General features: G+C 66.1%; 14 protein-coding genes and 2 pseudogenes. 12 read left to right on the top strand and 4 right to left on the bottom strand.

Going from position 1 to position 18,458, the window contains the following annotated elements; translation table 11 throughout:
- Window positions 1-61: 61 nt before the first annotated feature.
- The 3 genes from purE to ASD56_RS00060 are packed head-to-tail and all read left to right on the top strand — an operon-like array spanning window position 62 to window position 3,123.
- A complete protein-coding gene (purE, locus tag ASD56_RS00070; RefSeq protein WP_055963329.1) occupies window positions 62-529 on the top strand; it encodes a 5-(carboxyamino)imidazole ribonucleotide mutase in 468 nt (155 codons plus the stop codon).
- On the top strand, window positions 526-1,998 hold the full coding sequence (locus ASD56_RS00065; protein WP_055959760.1) for an LCP family protein: 1,473 nt from the start codon (window positions 526-528) through the stop codon (window positions 1,996-1,998). The genes purE and ASD56_RS00065 overlap by 4 nt, the downstream gene beginning before the upstream one ends.
- A gap of 3 nt (window positions 1,999-2,001) precedes the next feature.
- Window positions 2,002-3,123: a glycosyltransferase gene (locus ASD56_RS00060; protein WP_082541145.1), complete on the top strand. Its 1,122-nt coding sequence runs from the start codon at window positions 2,002-2,004 to the stop codon at window positions 3,121-3,123.
- A gap of 26 nt (window positions 3,124-3,149) precedes the next feature.
- Here ASD56_RS00060 and ASD56_RS00055 read toward each other — a convergent pair whose 3' ends face one another.
- Window positions 3,150-5,417: a glycosyltransferase gene (locus tag ASD56_RS00055; protein ID WP_055959757.1), complete on the bottom strand. Its 2,268-nt coding sequence runs from the start codon at window positions 5,415-5,417 to the stop codon at window positions 3,150-3,152.
- Between the two features lie 316 nt (window positions 5,418-5,733).
- Here ASD56_RS00055 and ASD56_RS00050 point away from each other — a divergent pair, with 316 nt between their 5' ends.
- From ASD56_RS00050 to ASD56_RS00035, 4 genes are all read left to right on the top strand, one after another.
- Complete coding sequence (locus ASD56_RS00050) at window positions 5,734-6,798, top strand: DegT/DnrJ/EryC1/StrS family aminotransferase (protein ID WP_327043015.1); 1,065 nt, start codon at window positions 5,734-5,736, stop codon at window positions 6,796-6,798.
- Between the two features lie 18 nt (window positions 6,799-6,816).
- Window positions 6,817-7,788, top strand: a complete 972-nt coding sequence (locus ASD56_RS00045) for a glycosyltransferase (RefSeq protein WP_162249489.1) — start codon at window positions 6,817-6,819, stop codon at window positions 7,786-7,788.
- Between the two features lie 37 nt (window positions 7,789-7,825).
- Entirely contained in the window at window positions 7,826-8,446 is a 621-nt protein-coding gene (locus ASD56_RS00040) for a NeuD/PglB/VioB family sugar acetyltransferase (RefSeq protein WP_055959749.1), read from the top strand.
- A gap of 125 nt (window positions 8,447-8,571) precedes the next feature.
- Window positions 8,572-10,533 carry a hypothetical protein gene (locus ASD56_RS00035; RefSeq protein WP_235565449.1) on the top strand — a complete coding sequence of 654 codons (1,962 nt, stop codon included), beginning with the start codon at window positions 8,572-8,574 and terminating at the stop codon, window positions 10,531-10,533.
- On the opposite strand, the gene ASD56_RS00030 is transcribed toward ASD56_RS00035, so the two are convergent.
- Entirely contained in the window at window positions 10,530-10,961 is a 432-nt protein-coding gene (locus ASD56_RS00030; RefSeq protein ID WP_055959739.1) for a GtrA family protein, read from the bottom strand. The two genes, ASD56_RS00035 and ASD56_RS00030, sit on opposite strands and share 4 nt — an antisense overlap.
- A complete protein-coding gene (locus ASD56_RS00025; protein WP_055959737.1) occupies window positions 10,958-12,412 on the bottom strand; it encodes a UbiA family prenyltransferase in 1,455 nt (484 codons plus the stop codon). The genes ASD56_RS00030 and ASD56_RS00025 overlap by 4 nt, the downstream gene beginning before the upstream one ends.
- 271 nt (window positions 12,413-12,683) lie before the next feature.
- Between ASD56_RS00025 and ASD56_RS00020 the strand changes: the two genes are divergently transcribed.
- Together ASD56_RS00020 and ASD56_RS00015 are read left to right on the top strand one after the other, a co-directional pair.
- Complete coding sequence (locus tag ASD56_RS00020; protein WP_235565448.1) at window positions 12,684-13,907, top strand: polysaccharide biosynthesis protein; 1,224 nt, start codon at window positions 12,684-12,686, stop codon at window positions 13,905-13,907.
- On the top strand, window positions 13,904-14,707 hold the full coding sequence (locus tag ASD56_RS00015; protein WP_082541142.1) for an NAD-dependent epimerase/dehydratase family protein: 804 nt from the start codon (window positions 13,904-13,906) through the stop codon (window positions 14,705-14,707). The genes ASD56_RS00020 and ASD56_RS00015 overlap by 4 nt, the downstream gene beginning before the upstream one ends.
- A gap of 9 nt (window positions 14,708-14,716) precedes the next feature.
- On the opposite strand, the gene ASD56_RS00010 is transcribed toward ASD56_RS00015, so the two are convergent.
- A complete protein-coding gene (locus ASD56_RS00010) occupies window positions 14,717-15,838 on the bottom strand; it encodes a glycosyltransferase family 4 protein (RefSeq protein WP_055959731.1) in 1,122 nt (373 codons plus the stop codon).
- A gap of 221 nt (window positions 15,839-16,059) precedes the next feature.
- Between ASD56_RS00010 and ASD56_RS16605 the strand changes: the two are divergent.
- From ASD56_RS16605 to ASD56_RS16405, 3 genes and pseudogenes are all read left to right on the top strand, one after another.
- A pseudogene (locus ASD56_RS16605) lies at window positions 16,060-17,636 on the top strand (LGFP repeat-containing protein); the annotation flags it as partial.
- Window positions 17,637-17,649: 13 nt separating this feature from the next.
- Window positions 17,650-18,104 (top strand): annotated as a pseudogene (locus tag ASD56_RS16600) (LGFP repeat-containing protein); the annotation flags it as partial.
- Between the two features lies 1 nt (window position 18,105).
- A partial coding sequence (locus tag ASD56_RS16405) for a hypothetical protein (RefSeq protein WP_235565447.1) occupies window positions 18,106-18,458 on the top strand: 353 nt, incomplete at both ends.

Below are 18,458 nucleotides of genomic sequence, written 5' to 3'. Positions count from 1 at the left end.
CTAGCCTTGTCGAGTGACCCGGCCGCTGCATTCCTCCGACGCGCCCCTGGTCGGCGTCGTCATGGGCTCCGACTCGGATTGGCGCGTGATGAGCGACGCCTCTCAGGTCCTCACCGAGTTCGGCGTGCCGCACGAGGTCGAGGTCGTCTCGGCGCACCGGACCCCCGACAAGCTCATGCGCTACGGCCGTGAGGCGCGCGCCCGTGGGCTGCGTGCGATCATCGCGGGCGCCGGCGGCGCCGCTCACCTGCCCGGCATGCTCGCCTCGGTCACGGCGCTGCCCGTGATCGGCGTGCCCGTTCAGCTCTCGACGCTCGACGGCATGGACTCGCTGCTCAGCATCGTCCAGATGCCCGCCGGCATTCCGGTCGCCACCGTCTCGATCAACGGCGCCAAGAACGCGGGGCTCCTGGCCGCCCGCATCCTCGGTTCATCCGACTCCGCGATCGCCGAGCGGATCGAGGAGTACGCACGCTCGCTCGAGGCTCAGGTCGAGGAGAAGAACCGGCGGCTCAAGGAGTCGCTGTGAGCGTGATGAGCCCGCCGCGGGCGACAACGGGCAGCAGGGGACGGCTGGTCGAGGACCGGCCGATGCGTCATCCCGACGCCGCGTCACCGGCGATGATGTCGCGTCGCGGGTGGTGGCTCGTCATCTTGAACTTCCTGCTGCCGGGCTCCGCGCAGGTGCTCGCCGGCAATCGGAAGCTGGGCCGTTTCGGGCTGGCTTCCACGCTCGTGATGTGGGTGCTCCTGGTGCTGACCCTGCTGTGCGCGGTGCTGGCGCCGACCGCCGGGCTCAGCATCGTCACCGGTGCGTGGCTTCCCGAGTTTCTGGCGCTGTTGCGGCCGCTGCCGCTGCTGCTCGCGCAGGGCCTGCTCCTGGCGTATGCGGTGCTGTGGGTGGTGCTGACCATCGACACGTTGCGGCTGGTGCGCCTCGTGCGCACGCGCGGTGCCGCCCGCGTCGGCATCGCCGCCCTCGCCGTCGCACTGCTCGTCGTGGCCAGTGGGACGGCCGTGTACGCCGCGAACGCCGTCGGCGCCGGACGGCAGTCGTTCGCCGACATCTTCGTGGCCACCGGGCCGCCGGTGGAGCCCTCCGAGGGCTACTACAACATCCTGCTGCTCGGCGCCGACAGCGGCGAAGGCCGCGACTCGATGCGCTTCGACAGCATCTCGGTGGTGTCGGTCAACGCCGAGACCGGCGCGACCACGATCACCGGCATCCCGCGTGACATGCCGAACTTCCCGTTCGCGGCCGGGCCGATGCAGGACAAGTACCCGAACGGGCACGAGAGCCACTCCGACCCGGATTGCGGGTGGGGGAGCGGCATCAATCAGCTGCGCACCGAGGTCGAGGTCTGCCAGGACGGCAACGCCCTGTACCCCGACGCCGTCGCGAACAGCTCGGCCCCCGGGATCGAGGCGACGAAGGATGCGGCCGAGGGGATCCTCGGCATCGAGATCCCGTATTACGTCTTCATCGACATGCACGGGTTCGCGTCGCTCATCGACGCCCTCGGCGGAGTCGAGATCGAGGTCGCCGAGCGCCTGCCCAAGGGCGGCGGCCCCGCATACTCCGGTCAGCCCGTCGACGACTGGGCGATCGGGTGGATCGAAGCCGGCCCGCAGCGCATGGACGGCGACACGGCCCAGTGGTATGCCCGCTCCCGCTACACCACGGACGACTTCGACCGGATGCAGCGCCAGCGCATCCTGCAGCAGGCGATGCTGGCCCAGTTCACGCCGCAGACCGTCGCGACCCGCTTCGGCGAGATCGCCACGGCGGGCGCGGACATCGTCGAGACCGATCTGCCCCAGTCGCTCGTCCCGTTCCTGGCCGAGCTCGCGCTGAAGGCCAAGGAGCTGCCGGTGCAGACCATCGAGCTCACGCCCGAGGGCGGGATCGATGAGTACAACCCCGACTTCGCCTACGTGCAGGAGCTGGTGCGCGCTGCGCTGCACCCGCCGACGCCGACCGCTACCCCGGAGGGCTGAGCCGTGGTCGCCACACTGCGGGTCATGCTCGACCAGCTGGTCGCGCCCACCGAGCACGTGCTGGCCGAGGCATCCCGCGATCTCACCCGGGCGCTGATCGCCGGCGCACCCGCGGGCTGCGAGGTTGAAGGGATCGCGCCGGCAGGTTCGGTCGATGTCGAGGTTCCCGGACTTGCGGGTGTGCGACGTACTGCTCTGGCCCGGCGCGAACTGTCGGGGGCGCTGCAGTTGGGGGTCGGCACCGGCATCGGCGGCGGCATGATCCACTCGCCGACGCTGTTCGCGCCGCTCGTGAAGCACGACCGGCTGCACGACAACGACCAGACGGTCGTGACCGTCTGGGACCTGCGGGCATGGGAGTCCGGCGCCGAGCTTCCGCGCGGTGGGGCGTCGTGGCAGCGCGGGATGCTGAAGCGCGCGGTGCGGTTTGCCGACGCCGTGGTCGTGCCGACGCATTCGCTCGCTGTGCGGCTGGCTGAGATCGCTCCCTCCTTGGCGGACCGTGTGCGAGTCGTTGCGGGCGCCTCGCCGCTGGGGTTCGCTGTGCCGTCGGATGATGTCGGGCGCCGGCGGGGGCTGGGGCTGCCGGAGGGCTACGTTCTGCTCTCAGGCGGACCGCTGCCCTCTGAGTCGCTCGACGTCGGGTTCGCGGCTGTGGTGGCGTCCGGCGTGGATGTGCCGGTAGTGGTTCTCGATGTCACGGAGGGTGAGGAACCCGTGGTCGCCGATCTGGCCTCGGCTGCCGGACTGCCTGAGAGCCGGTTGCACGTGCTCGGCTCATTGGATGCCGCGGACAGGGCCGCTGTGTTCGGGGGCGCTGTGGCGTTCGTGGCGCCGTCGCGCCGCGGTGCGTTCCCGTGGCGCGTCGTCGATGCCCTGACCCTCGGGGTGCCGGTGATCGCCGCGGAATCTGCCGTGCACAATGAGGTGATCGTCGACGGGGGAGTTCTGGTGCCCGGTTCCGATCGCGCTTCGCTGGTGGATGCGCTCGGGGCTGCGTTGGCGTCGGCGGTCGGGTCGACCGCTGCCGCTGAGCGGCTCGCCGTGCTCGCCGGCGACCGCGGACGGGCCTTCTCATGGCGCGAGGCCGCCGACAAGGTGTGGATGCTCCACGCGGAGCTCTGACGCGCGTCACCCAGGCGTGCCCGAGGTCAGCTGCGGATCGAGGCCCCGGTCGGCGCGAATGCAGCCCGAGTCGTGTGCGTGAACGTCGACCAGGAGTGCTTCTCGGCTGCGAAGGCATGCCCACGCTCGATGAGGGATCGACGCCGCGCCGAGTTTGTGATCAGTAGTTCGACCGCGTCAGCGAAGCCTGCGATGTCGTCCGGTCCCTCCGTCAGCAGGCCCGTCTCACCGGCGATGATGATGTCCGGGACTCCGCCGACGCCCGAGGCGATGACGGGGAGGCTGAGGAGCAGCGACTGGACGAGGACCAGCGGCAGGCCCTCCGACTGCGAGGTCAGCAACAAGGCGTGGTAGCTATCGGTCGGCAGCGCGCTCAACCCGCCGCTGTACGGACCTCGATAGATGACGCCCGCAGACTTGAGGTCATGCATCAGGGTGTCTCCGTCTGCGGTGAGCACTCTCTGGCCGCTGACTTCGACGACCGCCGGGATGCCGCGGCGGCGCAGCTCGTTCGCGAGATCCACGAGTACATCGGGCCGCTTCTCGCCGTCGAGGCGATGGGGCCACAGCAAGCGGAATGGCCGCTCGGCTGAGAAGGTCTCGTCGCGATACGCCGCGGAATCGGTTCTCAGCGCCGGGACATCGTCGAGTGCGGGCTGCCGGTGCACGAGAATTCGCTCCTCGGGCAGTGCCAGGATCTCGGACACCAGCGAAGCAGTCGTGGTGTTGTCCGTGATCACCCCGTCGATTCGATCGAGGTACTCGCGATGACTGTCGTCGGTGATCGGGTTGGTGGGGTATCCGGGCCCGATCCGATCGAACGCGAACAAGGTGACGAACGCACGCGTCCCGTCGAGAATCTGACGGTCGTAAGTGGGAAGGGCCTCGGTGAAGTGATGGCAGTTGACGGAAACGATCAGCTCCGGGCGGACCAAGATGAGCAGCTGAGCCAGCAGCCTGCTGCGCATACCCGGATCCAGACCCAGCCATCGCTCGTCCAGCTGGACGAAGTTGAGATCGTCCGGAATGAGGTCGATCCGGGTTCGCTCGGCCAGCGATGTGGCGAGGATTGTCACCCGACCGCGGTAGCCGTCGGACGCGTTCAATGCCTTCGCGTAGTTCAGCGCGACGAGATCCGCTCCGCCCACCCCGAGCCAGGGGACCATCACGAGAACCTGTCCTCGATCGCCGATGTCGTCGATCGCCGATTCGAGATACTCCGCGTATCCGTCGTCGTGGGCATGCCAGACAGGCAGCGACAGCACTCGGTGCGCGGTCCACGACACGGCCGGATCGATCTCGACCGCGTGCTGCAGAGCCGTCGCGACGCCCGGAGGGACCTCGGGCGCCGGCGGCTTCTCGGGGTCGCCGGCACCGAGCCGGAAGACCCAACGCACGGTGCGATAGATGTGGTGCTTCGCCTCGAAGGTCAGCCAGGAGGTGGACCAGCGGGCGACCGGAAGCACCGCGGTGTACGCGCGGTGTCCGATGCCTCGCAGCCCGCGCGGGTGCGGGTTTGCGGGCGTGAGGGGCACGGGCGCTGCTGCCTCTGGCAGAGCCTTCCGTAGTTGGGCGATGTCGAACCAGGGGAGGATCGAGAGGGCGTGGCGGTTGTTGACCCCGCCGCGCTCGCGGACGCGATAGAAGAAGACCGTGTCAGGTGCAGTGAGGTGGGTGACGCCCGCGGCCGAGGTGTCGATGTTCCACACCCAGTCCTCCGGTCCGTAGCCGGAACCGGGATGCAGGGAGCGATACGGATGCTCGAGGTAGACCGATCGTCTCGTCGTCGCAGATGAGGGCCAGAGGTTGTGTCTGATGAGGTCGCGGTAGGACGCTTCGGCATGGTCGGTAGGATCGGTGCGCCAGATCACCGACCGTGCACCGAAGCTGATCACGTAGTCCGGGTGGACGATCGCCGGGCCATCAGTGGCGCGAAGAACAGCCATGGCGGAGGTGAAGTAATTCTCGGAGACCAGGTCGTCACCGTCGACGAAGCCGACGAATTCGCCCAGCGCCGCCGTGGCGCCGGCATTGCGAGACGCCCCTGACTCCCCGAGTGAGACCTCGAGCATCCGCACAGCGAATGCCAGACCTGCGCGCTCGGTCCAGCGGTTTGCCTCTGCGCGAGTCGCTTCGTCGGCGTTGTCGCACATGATGAGCAATTCGCACGCGACCCCCGCCGTCGAGGCATCCGTCATCGCCGACGCTACGGAGCGGAGCGTCGGCCGGAGCAGTCGCCCTTCGGCGTGGGTAGTGATGACCACGGTGAGGTCGATCGATGCTGCCCGGGGCACAGAGAACTCCTAGAGGTCACAGGCGATGACAGAGCGCCGATCGCGAGACGACATCCGATTCTTCCATGGACGCTCATTGAATGTGGTCGGGACGTCATAGACGCGACATGGGAGCGCGATCGTGTCTGCAACAGAACACGCACGAGGCATTGCGCAGCCAGGGACGTGACTCGCGAACCGCCGAGGCAGGAGAAGCGCGGGGACCGAAGCGAAGAACATTAGGCTAGGACAAATGTATCCGCCGCAACGGGGCTCGTCGGAGCCGAGTGGGGAGCCTGGGGACGAGATTTACGTCACTAGGCCGTTTCTCCCTCCCTTGGACGAGGTCCTCCCGTATCTCGAGGAGATCTGGCAGAGCCACGTCCTCACCAACGCAGGGCCGCTGCACGAACGGTTCGAGCGCGAGTTGGCGAAGCAACTCGGTGTGAAGCACGTGAGTGTCTTCGCGAACGGCACCGTCGCGCTCATGACCGCGCTGCAGGCAGTCGCGCGTGAGGGCGAGGTCATCACGACGCCGTTCTCGTTCGTCGCGACATCCAACGCGATCGTCTGGAATCGCCTCATCCCTGTCTTCGTGGACGTGGACCCGGTCACGCTGAATCTCGATCCGACCGCCATAGAGGCGGCCATCACCCCGCGCACCACCGCCATCCTCGCAGTGCACTGCTACGGACACCCGTGTGAAGTAGAAGCGATCGAAGAGATCGCCCGACGTCATGGGGTAAGAGTCATCTACGACGCGGCGCACGCTTTCGGCGTGACGGACGAAGGCGGAAGCATCCTCCGCCACGGAGATCTTTCCGTGCTCAGTTTCCACGCCACGAAAGTCTTCAACACTTTCGAAGGCGGTGCAATCGTGAGCGGAACAGCCGAGATGAAGGCTCGCATCGACGAACTGAAGAACTTCGGCATCGTCGGAGAGACGAGTGTCGTGGCTCCGGGCATCAATGGCAAGATGAGCGAGTTCGGGGCGGCAATGGGACTCGCGCAGTTGAAGCATGTCGACGACGTGATTTCACGTCGCGGCGTCGTCGACCGGCGATACCGCGCCGCATTCGGCGCGGTGCGCGGGATCGTCTGCCTGAACAGGTCTTTCGAGACGCGCGCGAATTTTGCATACTTCCCTGTTCTGATCGGAGATGGATATCCGCTCAGTCGTGACGATCTTGTTCTGCGACTGCGTGAGCACGGGATCTTCGCACGCCGCTACTTTTACCCCGTCATCCCTGAGCACCCTATGTACAAGGACCTTCCCTCGGCAGCGGCTGACCGTCTGCCGATCGCGAGGGACGCCGCAGCACGGGTTGTGTGTCTCCCGATCTATCCGGACCTTGCGCTCGACGACGTTGATCGGATCATCAAGATCGTCGTGGGCGCCTAGCTGATGAAAGATCAGCCGATGATCCTCGAGGTCCACGTCTTCGCATACAACCACGAGGACTTCATCGAGCGCACACTGAAGTCTGTGCTGGCTCAGGAGACAGAGTTCGCATTTGGCCTACGCATTCACGACGACGCGTCTAGCGACGCGACCGTCGAGATCATCGAGCGGACGCTGGCGGCGTCCGACATTCCGTGGGAACTCGTCAGGGCGACGGAAAACCGGTTCTCCAGCGGAGTCGACTTCTGGCACGACTTCCTCGCCACGAGCACGGCGCCATTCGTCGCAGTACTCGACGGTGATGACCTGTGGCTCGATCCAAGCAAGCTTCAACGCCAGATGGATTTGCTGCTAGCCAACCCGTCCGCAGCCATATGCCACCACCGCGTGGTCGAGCTACTGGGCGAGTCGATGCATGAGACGGAATGGCCGCCGCCGCAGTTCCGGGAGGAGAGTGTTCCCGGCTCGCAGTTGAGCGAGTTCAACCCCATCTCCACGTCGTCGGTGGTTTTGCGTCGGGCCTTCCTTCCGACGCGGATGCCGGCGGGATTCAATGAGCTGCGCGTGGCGGATTACGCCGTCTGGGCGCTCACTTCCCAGGGTCGCGAAATCGCCTACATTGACCGCCCAATGGGGGCTTATCGCATCCACGAAGGGAGTATGTACTCTTCGCAGTCGAAGCGGCATCGCATTCTCGAAGAGATGAAGACCAGGCAGTTCATCGGTCTTCATGTCGCTGAGGTGGATCGTCCGGCATGGAGAACAGGGCTGCTGAACGCGATCGACTACTGGCTCGGGGAGAACGCACGCCTGGCCGATGACCTCCACCGCATCGCCGATGAGTTGGCCGACGTGCTCGCCCGGAACGCGAACCTCCAGCACGACCTGGCCGACGTCATCGCGGTCGTCGACGAGCTTCAATCGAGTACCTCTTGGCGTGTCACCGCACCCTTGCGTCGGTTGCGAACTGCGATAAATCACCGACCCTAGCCCCGGGCGGCCACGAGGACCCGAAGGAAGGAATTGTATGCGGATCGTCATTGCAGGAGCCGGAGGGCATGGCCGCGAAATTCATACCTGGCTCACGCTGTCGCCTGTCTTCATGGGAAACCATGACGTTCGCGACATCGTCTTCGCCAACGACGTCGCCGCAGATCTCCTCGGGGCGCCGCTGCTCGGCTCGATCCGCGACTTTGTGCCTGAACGGATGGACCGGGTCATCGTCGCGATAGGCGACCCTGACGGTCGGGCCGCGGTGGTGGATCACCTATCCAAGCGGGGGGCCAGATTTCTGACGTTTGCTCACGATGATGCTCTCGTGGCGCCGACTGCCGTCGTCGGCGAAGGAGCGGTCATCTGTCCGCGTGCGGTCGTTTCCGCCAACGCTCGCCTGGGCGCCCACGTCCACTTGAACGTGGGTGCGGTCGTCTCCCACGATGCGGACGTGGGCGACTTCAGTACGCTGAGCCCGGGCTCCTACGTCTTGGGCGGAGCATCGGTCGGCACTCGCGCGTACGTCGGGGCGGGGGCCGTCGTGCTGCCGCGCCGCCGTCTGGGTGACGGCGTCACGGTCGGTGCGCAGGCTGCTGTCATCGGCGACTTTACGGCAGGGACCCTCGTCGGAGTGCCTGCCCGTCGGACGCGGTAAGTGACTCAAGCCGGAAAACCGTTCGGAGTCAGGCATCTCCAAAGGACCTCATCGGGCCGCCAGGTGAAAGCGCGCCCAAGCCATCGGAAACAGGGGCGCGACCGTTCGTCGACTAGTCTCGCGTTGTGCTGAACGCTGTAGCTGGATCTATCGGGCTGGTCATTCAGGCAGCGATCTTTGCTGGTGTCTATCTGACAGTCGCGCCACTTCGTGGACGATCAGTGGCTGCACTCTACGCCGGCTTAGGAGCAGTCAACGGGTACGCTCTGCTCCTCCTCGGTGCGATGACCCTCGGGATCCCCTGGCAGGTCGCCAACGTCGCACTCGGGATTCTGGCTCTTGCTGCCTTCATGGTCTCGTCCGTGAGGCGCGCGACAGCGCGATCGGTCAGCGCTGCCGCCGCTCTGCTGCGACGAGAGTGGGGCGCCCTGGCGATCGTCGTGGTCGCTGTCGCGTTCCAGGCCTGGATGGTCGTCCTGTTGCCCGAGCTGTCCATCGACGGCCAGCTCTATCACGGCCCCGCACTGGCCCAGCTGGTGCAGCAGGGAACCGTCTGGGGCTGGCAGGCCCCGAATCAGTACATGTTCTACTCGGATCTCGCGATGGTGGCGGCGCTGAACATCGCCACCTTCACCGGTACGACCTGGTTCGACAACGGCGCGCAGGTGGTTCACCTCGTTCTCTTGCTGCTGGTCATCAACGTCGCGCTCCGCGTGAGGTTCGCCCGCGCATGGGTCAGGCTGTCGCTGGCGCTGCTCATCGTCAGCGCGCCGGTGATCTGGATCCAAGCTCGAATCCTCTACGTCGACATCGCCTACGGAGCGGCAGTGGCCGCCCTGATCGTTCTGATCGTCATGAACCGGCGGGCGGCGGGAGTCGACGTGCTGTTCGCGGCGATCGCGGGGGCATCGATTCTGGCGATCAAGCCGACCGGGCTCACGACGAGCGCCGTTCTCCTGTCCGTCCTCATCGTGGTTTCGGTATGGCGGCGGCATCGCGCAGGCAAGCCATGGGGCCCTGCGATCGGAGTGGCGTTGGCCGCAGTTGCAGGTCCGGCATTGCTTGCGTGCGGCTTCTACATCCGCAACCTGATGACATTCGGCAATCCGGTCTACCCGGTTCAGGTGACTGTCGGGCCCATCTCGCTGCCGGGCATCGTCGATCTCAGCGTGTTCGCCTCAGGAGACCGAGGCTCGGGCATCGTCGATCCGGTGCGCTGGGCGACCTATCTCGCGAGCTTGGCCCACGGCATGCGCCACGGCGTGACCAAACTGGACTACGACCCCAGGGAGGGCGGGTTCGGTCAGATGCCGACAATGGTCATCGCGCTGACGCTGATCATCCTCATCGCGCAAGTCGCCTTCGCGCTCGCGCGCTCGCGTGCTCGTCGGATGCCTCTCGCATGGCGCGGAAACCTGCGGATGCAGGCCGGTCTGACGGTGCTCGCGTTGGCCGTACTGCTCGTTCAGCCGTCGACGTTCGATGCGCGGTATGTCATGGGACCCACGGCGGTGCTCGCAGCCGCCGCTCTTCTCACCACGCTCGTGCCGATGGGGATCCGCTTCATCGACGCCTCAGCTGGAGTAGTTGCGCTCACCCTGGCTCTCGGCCAGATCGTGTGGGTCGAGATGAACGTCTATCCGGGGGTGGCAGCACTGAGGGAGCTGCGAATCTTGCCTGAGATGTGGCAGCCGGTGACTCCCGGAAACCCGTGGGGAAGGGGCGCGAATGTGTCCTGGCTGCCGGATGACGCTGGAAGCTGCAGCCGGGTCGTTCTCCAGACGGAGGGCGGCGTCGGTGCATCCGGGATGATGGAGCGGGCCGCCCTCTCCACGCTTCCGTACGGTCTGTACGGCGAGTCTCTGTGCAACATCGTCACGCCCGTGCAGCTCGGTGCCCAGACAGCCGGAACAGCCAGGTCCGACCCGCTTCTCACGGCGGACTTCCTGATCTTCTACGATCGCGACCTCGAGCGCTGGGAGGCGCTGATGTCGGAGGGTGCGGCGTGCTGGACACCCCTGATCAGCATCGAAGCCACCGAGAACTATCCCGAAGCGGTCACGGTACTTCAGGACACCTGCGACTAGCGGTGTTCCTCCGTCGGATCGGCGGCATGTTTCTCCACGCCTCCGAACACCCACGTGCGATTGGCGAAGAAAGCCAAGACTACGAGAACCGCGGTGATGGCTACCTGAGAAGGGAACGCCGGCAGGCCCCATAGCGTGACGGTCACGAACAGCAGCGCAGAGTTCGCGATCGCGACGATGACGTTCACGACGAGGAATCTGAGGAGCTCGCCCCGCCAAGCGCCCTTCGAGCGCCAGACGAAGAGGCGCTGACTGATGAATCCGTTGACGATCCCCAGCAGGGCCGAAGTCCAATAGACGGTCTGGACTCCGACGAGCGCGCCCCACAGAGTGTCGAGCAGCCAGAAGGCGGCGAGGGTGAACAGGACGTTGTACACCCCCACGAAAAGGTAGCGGACGCTCTGGCCGGCGAGCGTCTGACCGGTCACGGGAAGAGTCCGTTCACCAGACCGGCGCTCGCCGGCAGGGATGCCGCGAAGAAGATACCGAGCATGACGACCGCCGAGATCAGGCTCGCAGGGTCGCGCAGCGCGAACACCAGCGGATCATCGTGCACTTCACCGCGTCCGGCCGTGAGCCACAGATGGGCGATCCAGTAGAAGAATGCTGGGATCACCAGCCACAGCAAGGCGGGGGCCGGGTAGAGGTCGGAGACGGCATCGCTCTGGATGTAGATGGCCAGGAGGAGGACCGACGCGATCCCGGCGGATGCCCCGAGCGCGAGGATCGCGTGAACATCGTCTCCGGAGTATCCGCGGCCACTGATCTCTCGGCGAGCTTCGCGCGCCTGGTGTGCCTCGGCGTAGCGCTTGACGAGTGCGAGTGACAGGAAGACGAACAGCGTGACACCGGTGAACCAGAACGACAACGCGATGCCGGTGACCACCGCACCGGCGACGATTCGAACCATATAGAGAAGAGCCAGCACGACGATGTCGACGATGGCGATTCGTTTGAGCCAGAAGCTGTAGACGGTCGTGAGGAGGGCATAGGCCAGGACGACCGCCAGGAATGCCGGTCCCAGCAGCGCCGAGATGACGAGGGAGAGCACCACCAGGCCGGCGCCGACGGTGAGGCCCAGCAGCGGCGAGATCCACCCGGCTGCAATGGGTCGGGAGTGCTTGCGCGGATGGGCGCGATCCGACGCCATGTCGAGAGTGTCGTTGAGCAGGTACACCGCAGACGCCATGAAGGTGAACGCCACGAAGCCTGCGGCCGCACGTCCGAGCAGCGCACCGTCGGTGAACGAATGCGCAGCGATGAGCGGCAGGAAGAGGAGGAGATTCTTCGCACTCTGATGCAGACGCAGAGCGCGTGTCCACGTACGCATGCGGGACGGTCGGGGATCGCGCAGCACACCGGCGAAGGAGCGGCGAGCGGCCCAGCCGGGTAGACCTTCGGGCCGCGTCGTTGCGAGATAGGCCTCGTCGGCGACATCCCAGATCGGAACATCCACGGGTGCATTGCCGACGTAGTCGAAGCCCCGCAGACCAAATCTCGCGACGAGTGCGTCAGCCTTCCGGGTGCCGGTGAGGTTCATGAGACCGTCGCTCGCGAGGAGATCAGTGATGCCCGGCACTCGAGCGGCGACCCCGCGTGCGATGGAATCATCCGCGCCGGTGGCGACGATCACCTCGCCGCCATGGGCCGCCCGTTCGGTGATGAGATCGACCACAGCAGGGTTGAGGGGAACATTCGCCAGGTCGGGGGACGCCGCTGCCAGCGTTCGCTTGAACACCGCCTTTCCACGGCCAAGACGTGCCGCGGCACCCGCGAGGCGCCCTGGCGAACGCAGGTTGGCGGCGATCGACTCGTGAAGCGAATCCGTCCGCAGCAGTGAGCCGTCGAGATCGACGACGAGGGGCTTTGCAGCGGTCACGGGCATCCTTCGGTGCGTGTTCACGCGCTCGCGCGAACCTCCGACAGCCTAACCGTCTCAGGCGAGAGCTCCTGGAGCCGCTGGATAGAGTAGTCGAGTGACGCATCGCAGAACTCGACCGGCACCCAAGCGGATCCTCATCGTCGGCGCCGGCACCGCGGGCAGAAGCCTCGCTGACGACGTCACCCGGGCTGGGGACGACGTCATCGGCTACCTGGACGACGCGGTGAAAGGCCCGGACATCCTCGGGTCACTCGGAGATGTCGAGCGTGTGGCCCGCGACCTCTCGATCGACTCGGTGTACTTCGCGATTCCTTCTGCGGGCGGCGACGTCGTCAGGGAGATCACGGCGGCGGTCAGCCGAGCAGGCGTCGAACTCGCCATCATCCCTCGGACGTACCGCATCGTGGCCCGCGAGCGCGTCTCGGTCGCCGACCTCACCGACGTCGATGTGCTCGACTTCGTCGGGCGGGCGCCGGTGAAGCACGACATGGACCAAGCGCGGGAACTCATTCGCGGCAAGCGCGTGCTCGTGACGGGCGCGGCCGGGTCCATCGGTTCGCGCGTGGTCGCTCAGCTGCACGTCCTGGAACCCGAGCTGGTTGTCTGCGTGGATCGATCGGAGCCGGGGATCTTTCACCTGGGGCAGTCGCTGGGGCAAGCGCCGGGCCGTCCCCTGGAGATCGCCGATGTCCAGTCCGAGGAGCGGATCGGGCAGTTGATGGACCGCTACCAGCCGGACTTCGTGTTCCATGTCGCCGCCTACAAGCACGTCCCACTGATGCAGGACAATCCGCTCGAGGCGTTCAACAACAATGTGTGGGGCACGTTGAACGTGATGCGCCAAGCGGCGCGAGTGGGTGCGGAGCGCGCCGTGTACGTGTCGACCGACAAGGCGGTCCACCCCACCAACATCATGGGAGCCACCAAGAGGCTTGGAGAGCTGATCCTGGCAGACCTCGGCGCGACGAGCGAGTCGACGCGATTCTCCGGCGTCCGATTCGGCAATGTCCTCGAAAGCGAGGGCAGCGTCATGCAGACGTTCCGTCGCCAGTTGCAGGCGCACAAGAGTCTGACGGTCACTCACCCCGACATCACGCGTTACTTCATGACTATCGACGAAGCTGCGCAGCTCGTCATCCAGACCGCCACCACCGGGCGACATGGGGAGCTCTTCGTGCTCGACATGGGCGAGCCGATTCGAATCCACGACCTGGCGCGCAGCCTCATCGACGCCGTGGAGCCAGGACTGGACATCGACATCGTCGGGCTGCGACCGGGCGAGAAGATGTACGAAGAGCTGTCGTACGCGTCCGACACGGTCGACGCGACCACACATCCGAAGATCTTCATCGTGCGGGAAGAGCGGGAGCATCGCCCGGGTGAGACGCTGGCGTGGGTGGATCGCATGCTGTCTCGAACGCGCGCGTATGACATGTCGAATGCCGAACTTCGCCGAGAACTCATCGACTTCGGGTTCGCGGCGCTTCAATGAGCAGCGATCTCCTGATCGTCGGCAGCAGCGGGCCGATAGGGCAGGCGATCGCTCGAGCGTCAGCGACCGCGGGAATGTCGGTCTTCGAGGCGAGTAGACGTGGACGAATCCCGCTGGATGTGGCGGATGCCGCCGCCGTCGCCGCCGTTGCCTCGGCGGCTGCCGCGCGGACAGTCGTCTACCTGGTGAACGATCCCGAAACCGAGCCTGACACGGCGGTCTTCGAGTTCGAGCGCGTCGTACGCGCCACGGCGGAGCACGGTGCCAGGCGCATCGTGCTGGCCTCGTCCGCGGCGGTGTACGGCGACGGTGGATCTTCGCCCTTCCGGGAGGATTCACCTCTCCGGGGCAGTTCGCCGTACGCGCTCGCCAAGGCACGCTCCGAACGGGCGTTGACGCGGGTGGGCGACGAGCTCGGGATCTCGGTGCTGGCACTGAGAATCTTCAACGTCTTCGGACGGGGGTGCGCCGGGTCGCTGATCAACCGCCTGACTGGGGGGCCTCGGCCGGCGCTCATGCTGTCCGAGAGCTTCGTCCGCGACTACGTCGACGTCGATGACGTCGCGCTCGCCTTCGTCGCCGCCGCCGGCGGCGACACCGCCGGTGTCCTCAATGTCGCGCGAGGGGTCGCGGTCGACAACCTGGAGCTCGCGGAGGCCGCCGGCCCCGAGGCCTTCGACGCGGTGTCGGGGCGGGCGGAATCGTACAGCGTGGGTGACATCTCCCGAGTGCGCAGTCGCTTGAGCTGGTCGGCTCGCACCGACCCGCTCGAGGTGCTCCGCGCCCGCCGGAACGGCTGACCGTCCCGCTCAGCGCTGCTTGCCGGTGACCTTGTCGTAGATCCGGAGGTACTGCGCTTGCGGGACCGGCGGCAAGTAGACCTCGTCGAGGACAGCACGCGCCCGCTCGGCGTCGTACGTCTTCTCAAGCGCGGTGAGCAGTCCGCGCAGGAGATCATTCGCATCCCCGGCTCGGGTGATTTCGCCGAACCCGGTTGCCTGGACAGCGGTCCGAACGCCCGGGATGTCAGATGCGACGACGGGGATGCCTGCGGACATGGCCTCGATCTGGACGATGCCGAACGCATCGAAGGAGTTGATCGACGGGTGGACGTACACGTCCATGGAGGCGTAGAAGTCCTTGATCTCCTCTTCTTCGAGGAAGCCCACGAACTTCACCCGGCCCGCGTCGACGAGTGCCTGCAGACGCTGCGCGTCGTAACCGGTCTTCTCGGTCAAACCAGAGACCGGGCCTGCGAACAGCAGCGTGACGTCGTCGTGCGGCATCTTCTCCATCGCTTCGATGAGGACGTTGATGCCCTTTTCATAGGTGGGGCGGCCCATGAAGCCGATGATTCGGCGGCCCTCCATTCGGTACTTCGCTGTTCCACCACGGCGGTCGATGCCCGTGACGGGAACGATCTCCAGGTCATTGGCGGCGATGGCGTCGCGCAGGCGGGTGTACCCCGCATAGTCGCTGCTGGACGCCACGGCGACGACGGAACGCTTCAGCAGGATGCGGTGGGACCAGTCGAGCGCCCGCGCGATGAGCGAATCGGTGACGCCTTCCATGGGCGCGTCACACTGGTAGGTGCTCACAAAGGTCCAACCACGGCGGAACAGGGCCGCGATGATGAAAGACTCTGGATACGGCATGTGGACGTGAGCAATGCCGCCGCGCTTGCGCATCCGCCACATCTGCCGCAGCAGGGCGAATGAGAACGCAGCCCGACCGAGCGAGAACGAGCGCTTGTAAGTATGGACCGTGACGCCGTCCATGTCGCTCGTCGTCGAGCCGCCTGCGAGGGCGACACTGTGGACGTGCATGTCATAGCCGTTGACAGCGGCGTACTCGGCCAGCACCGCCGCCATGTTCGTCAGGCCAGAGACGTGCGGCTTGTAGTACTGGAGAAAGACATCCACGCGCGTCATGAGGCGATCCGGGCACACGTCGCTGTAGTCAATGGACTTCCTGTCGTCGGGGGAGTGCGGGCGGAGCGCAAGATCATCCATTCTACGCGGGCCAGCCGGCTTCACGATCTTGACGCCGAGGACCAGACGATGGCGCCCCCGGCCGTTCGACACCCGGAAGCGATGGCACGTCGATGCGCGTATTGCGCGGGGCGCCTTTATAGGCTGTGCTCGTGCACGACATGATAACTAGAACCAGGCATGCAGCAGTGATCGTGGTGCTCGCGATGCTGCTGGGCATCACCGGTCCAGTCGTGCTCGACTCGGTGGTCTCAACGGAGAGTGCTGCGGCAGCTGATACCCGGCAGTTCAACGCAGGGAACATCATCGACGACTCGCTCTTCTACAACGGTTCGGCGATGACAGCCGCCGAGATCCAGACATTCCTCGATGCGAGGATCGGCACCTGCCGCAACAACCAGTGTCTGAACATCCTGAACGCGAGCTTCTCATCACGTCCGGCGACGTATTCGACCAAGACGGGCAACCTCATTTGCTCGGCCATCGCGGGCGGCACGATGCGGGTCTCCGAAGCGATCTATCGAGTCCAAGCGGCATGCGGAATCTCCGCCAAGGTCATCCTCGTCACGCTTCAGAAAGAGCAGGGCCTGGTCACCAGCACTGCGCCGAGCGACTGGAACGTGCGGTCTGCGATGGGGGCGTTCTGCCCTGACACTGCGCCGTGCGACCCTGCGTACTCAGGTATCGGTCCTCAGCTCGTGGCCGGCACGAGCCAGCTCAAGACGTACAAGGCGGGGCAGTTCGCACGACAGCCTGGCGGCCACTTCATCGGGTACCACCCCACCGCCGCCTGCGGGGGAACCGCGTTGGTGATCTCGAATTATGCGACGGCTGCGCTCTACAACTACACGCCGTACCAACCGAACGCCGCCTCCATCGCGGCGGGCTACGGCCAGGGCGACGGGTGTTCGAGCTACGGCAACCGAAACTTCTACAACTACTTCGTCGACTGGTTCGGTTCTGTGCGCGGGTTCGATGTCGGTGCCTACTTCGCGAGCTACTACGCGTCCAACAGCGCCTGGCTCGGATTCACGACCGGGCCGATGGTCTGCGGACTTCCGGATGGCGGCTGCACGCAGACGTTCCAAGGCGGCCGCGTCTACAGCAGTACTCACTCCTTCGCGGCAGGTGTTCGCAACGACTACGTGTCGACCTGGTCCAACTACGGGCGCGAAAGCGGCGTCATGGGCTATCCGATCTCGGAGAAGCGCTGCGACGACATGCGTTCCGCGTGCCGCCAAGAGTTCCAAGGCGGCTGGATCGTCTCGGGAGACTCGATCGGTTCCCGGGTCGTTCTTACGGCATTCCGAGTGGCCTGGTCGAACTGGGGCCGCGAGTTCGGCGCGATCGGTCTTCCGGTGACGGATCAGAGGTGCGCTGGCGGGGTTTGCGAGCAGAACTTCGAGAATGCAGTCATGGTCCAGAGCGCAGCGGTCGGTGTCCGGGTGGTGCCGACAGCGGTCAGCAAGACCTGGTCCGACTGGGGTCGTCATACAGGAACGCTCGGTCTGCCGACCGCAGATCCCAGCGTGCCCGGCGGAACGAGCTACACGCAGGCGTTCCAGGGTGGCGTGGTCACCGTGACTTCCAACGTCGGCCGTGTCACCTCGACGGTCGATCCGTGGTTCAACGCCGTGGTCACGAGCCCGTGGCTGGGCGCGTCGACGGCACCGCGTGCATGCACCCTGGGTGCGGGTGGCTGCTATCAGCCGTTCCAGGGCGGCTGGGTCGTGCGAAGNACGAGCCCGTGGCTGGGCGCGTCGACGGCACCGCGTGCATGCACCCTGGGTGCGGGTGGCTGCTATCAGCCGTTCCAGGGCGGCTGGGTCGTGCGAAGTGGCGCGGGTTCGTTCGCGGTGCCGACCGCCGTACTGGGGGTGTGGTCCTCGTGGGGCCGCGAGTACGCGACTCTCGGGTTCCCGTCCGGTGCGCCCTCAGCAGACCCGGCGACGGGCAACTACACGCAGGCCTTCCAGGGCGGCGTCGTGACCGTGACCGGTGGCGTGGGTCGAGTGACCTCGGCGGTGGACCCGTGGTTCAACGCGGTGCTGACGAGCCCGTGGCTGGGCGCCTCGTCGGGGCCGCAGTCATGCACCCTGGGCTCTGGTGGCTGTTATCAGCCGTTCCAGGGCGGCTGGGTCGTGCGAAGCACTTCTGGTTCGTTCGCGGTGCCGACGGCGGTGCTGTCGCTGTGGTCGTCGTGGGGNGGCTGTTATCAGCCGTTCCAGGGCGGCTGGGTCGTGCGAAGCACTTCTGGTTCGTTCGCGGTGCCGACGGCGGTGCTGTCGCTGTGGTCGTCGTGGGGTCGCGAGTACGGAATCCTCGGGTTCCCGTCAGGCGCGCCGTCGGCAGACCCGGCGACGGGCAACTACACGCAGGCGTTCCAGGGCGGTGTGGTGACCGTAGCCGGCGGGGTGGGCCGCGTGACGTCGGCCGTCGATCCGTGGTTCAACGCTGTGCTGACGAGCCCGTGGCTGGGCGCGTCGACGGCACCGCGTGCATGCACCCTGGGTGCGGGTGGCTGCTATCAGCCGTTCCAGGGCGGCTGGGTCGTGCGAAG

The organism is Microbacterium sp. Root166 (assembly GCF_001427145.1).
Classification (GTDB): domain Bacteria; phylum Actinomycetota; class Actinomycetes; order Actinomycetales; family Microbacteriaceae; genus Microbacterium.
Note: the sequence above shows the minus strand (reverse complement) of the source record. Positions and strands in the feature narration are given on the sequence as shown.

Excerpts from the sequence above, each read along its gene's own strand:
- purE (WP_055963329.1), top strand. The coding sequence starts at position 62 with ATGGGCTCCGACTCGGATTGGCGCGTGATGAGCGACGCCTCTCAGGTC.
- ASD56_RS00015 (WP_082541142.1), top strand. The coding sequence starts at position 13,904 with ATGAGCAGCGATCTCCTGATCGTCGGCAGCAGCGGGCCGATAGGGCAG.
- ASD56_RS00010 (WP_055959731.1), bottom strand. The coding sequence starts at position 15,838 with ATGACGCGCGTGGATGTCTTTCTCCAGTACTACAAGCCGCACGTCTCT.
- ASD56_RS00040 (WP_055959749.1), top strand. The coding sequence starts at position 7,826 with ATGCGGATCGTCATTGCAGGAGCCGGAGGGCATGGCCGCGAAATTCAT.
- ASD56_RS00045 (WP_162249489.1), top strand. The coding sequence starts at position 6,817 with ATGATCCTCGAGGTCCACGTCTTCGCATACAACCACGAGGACTTCATC.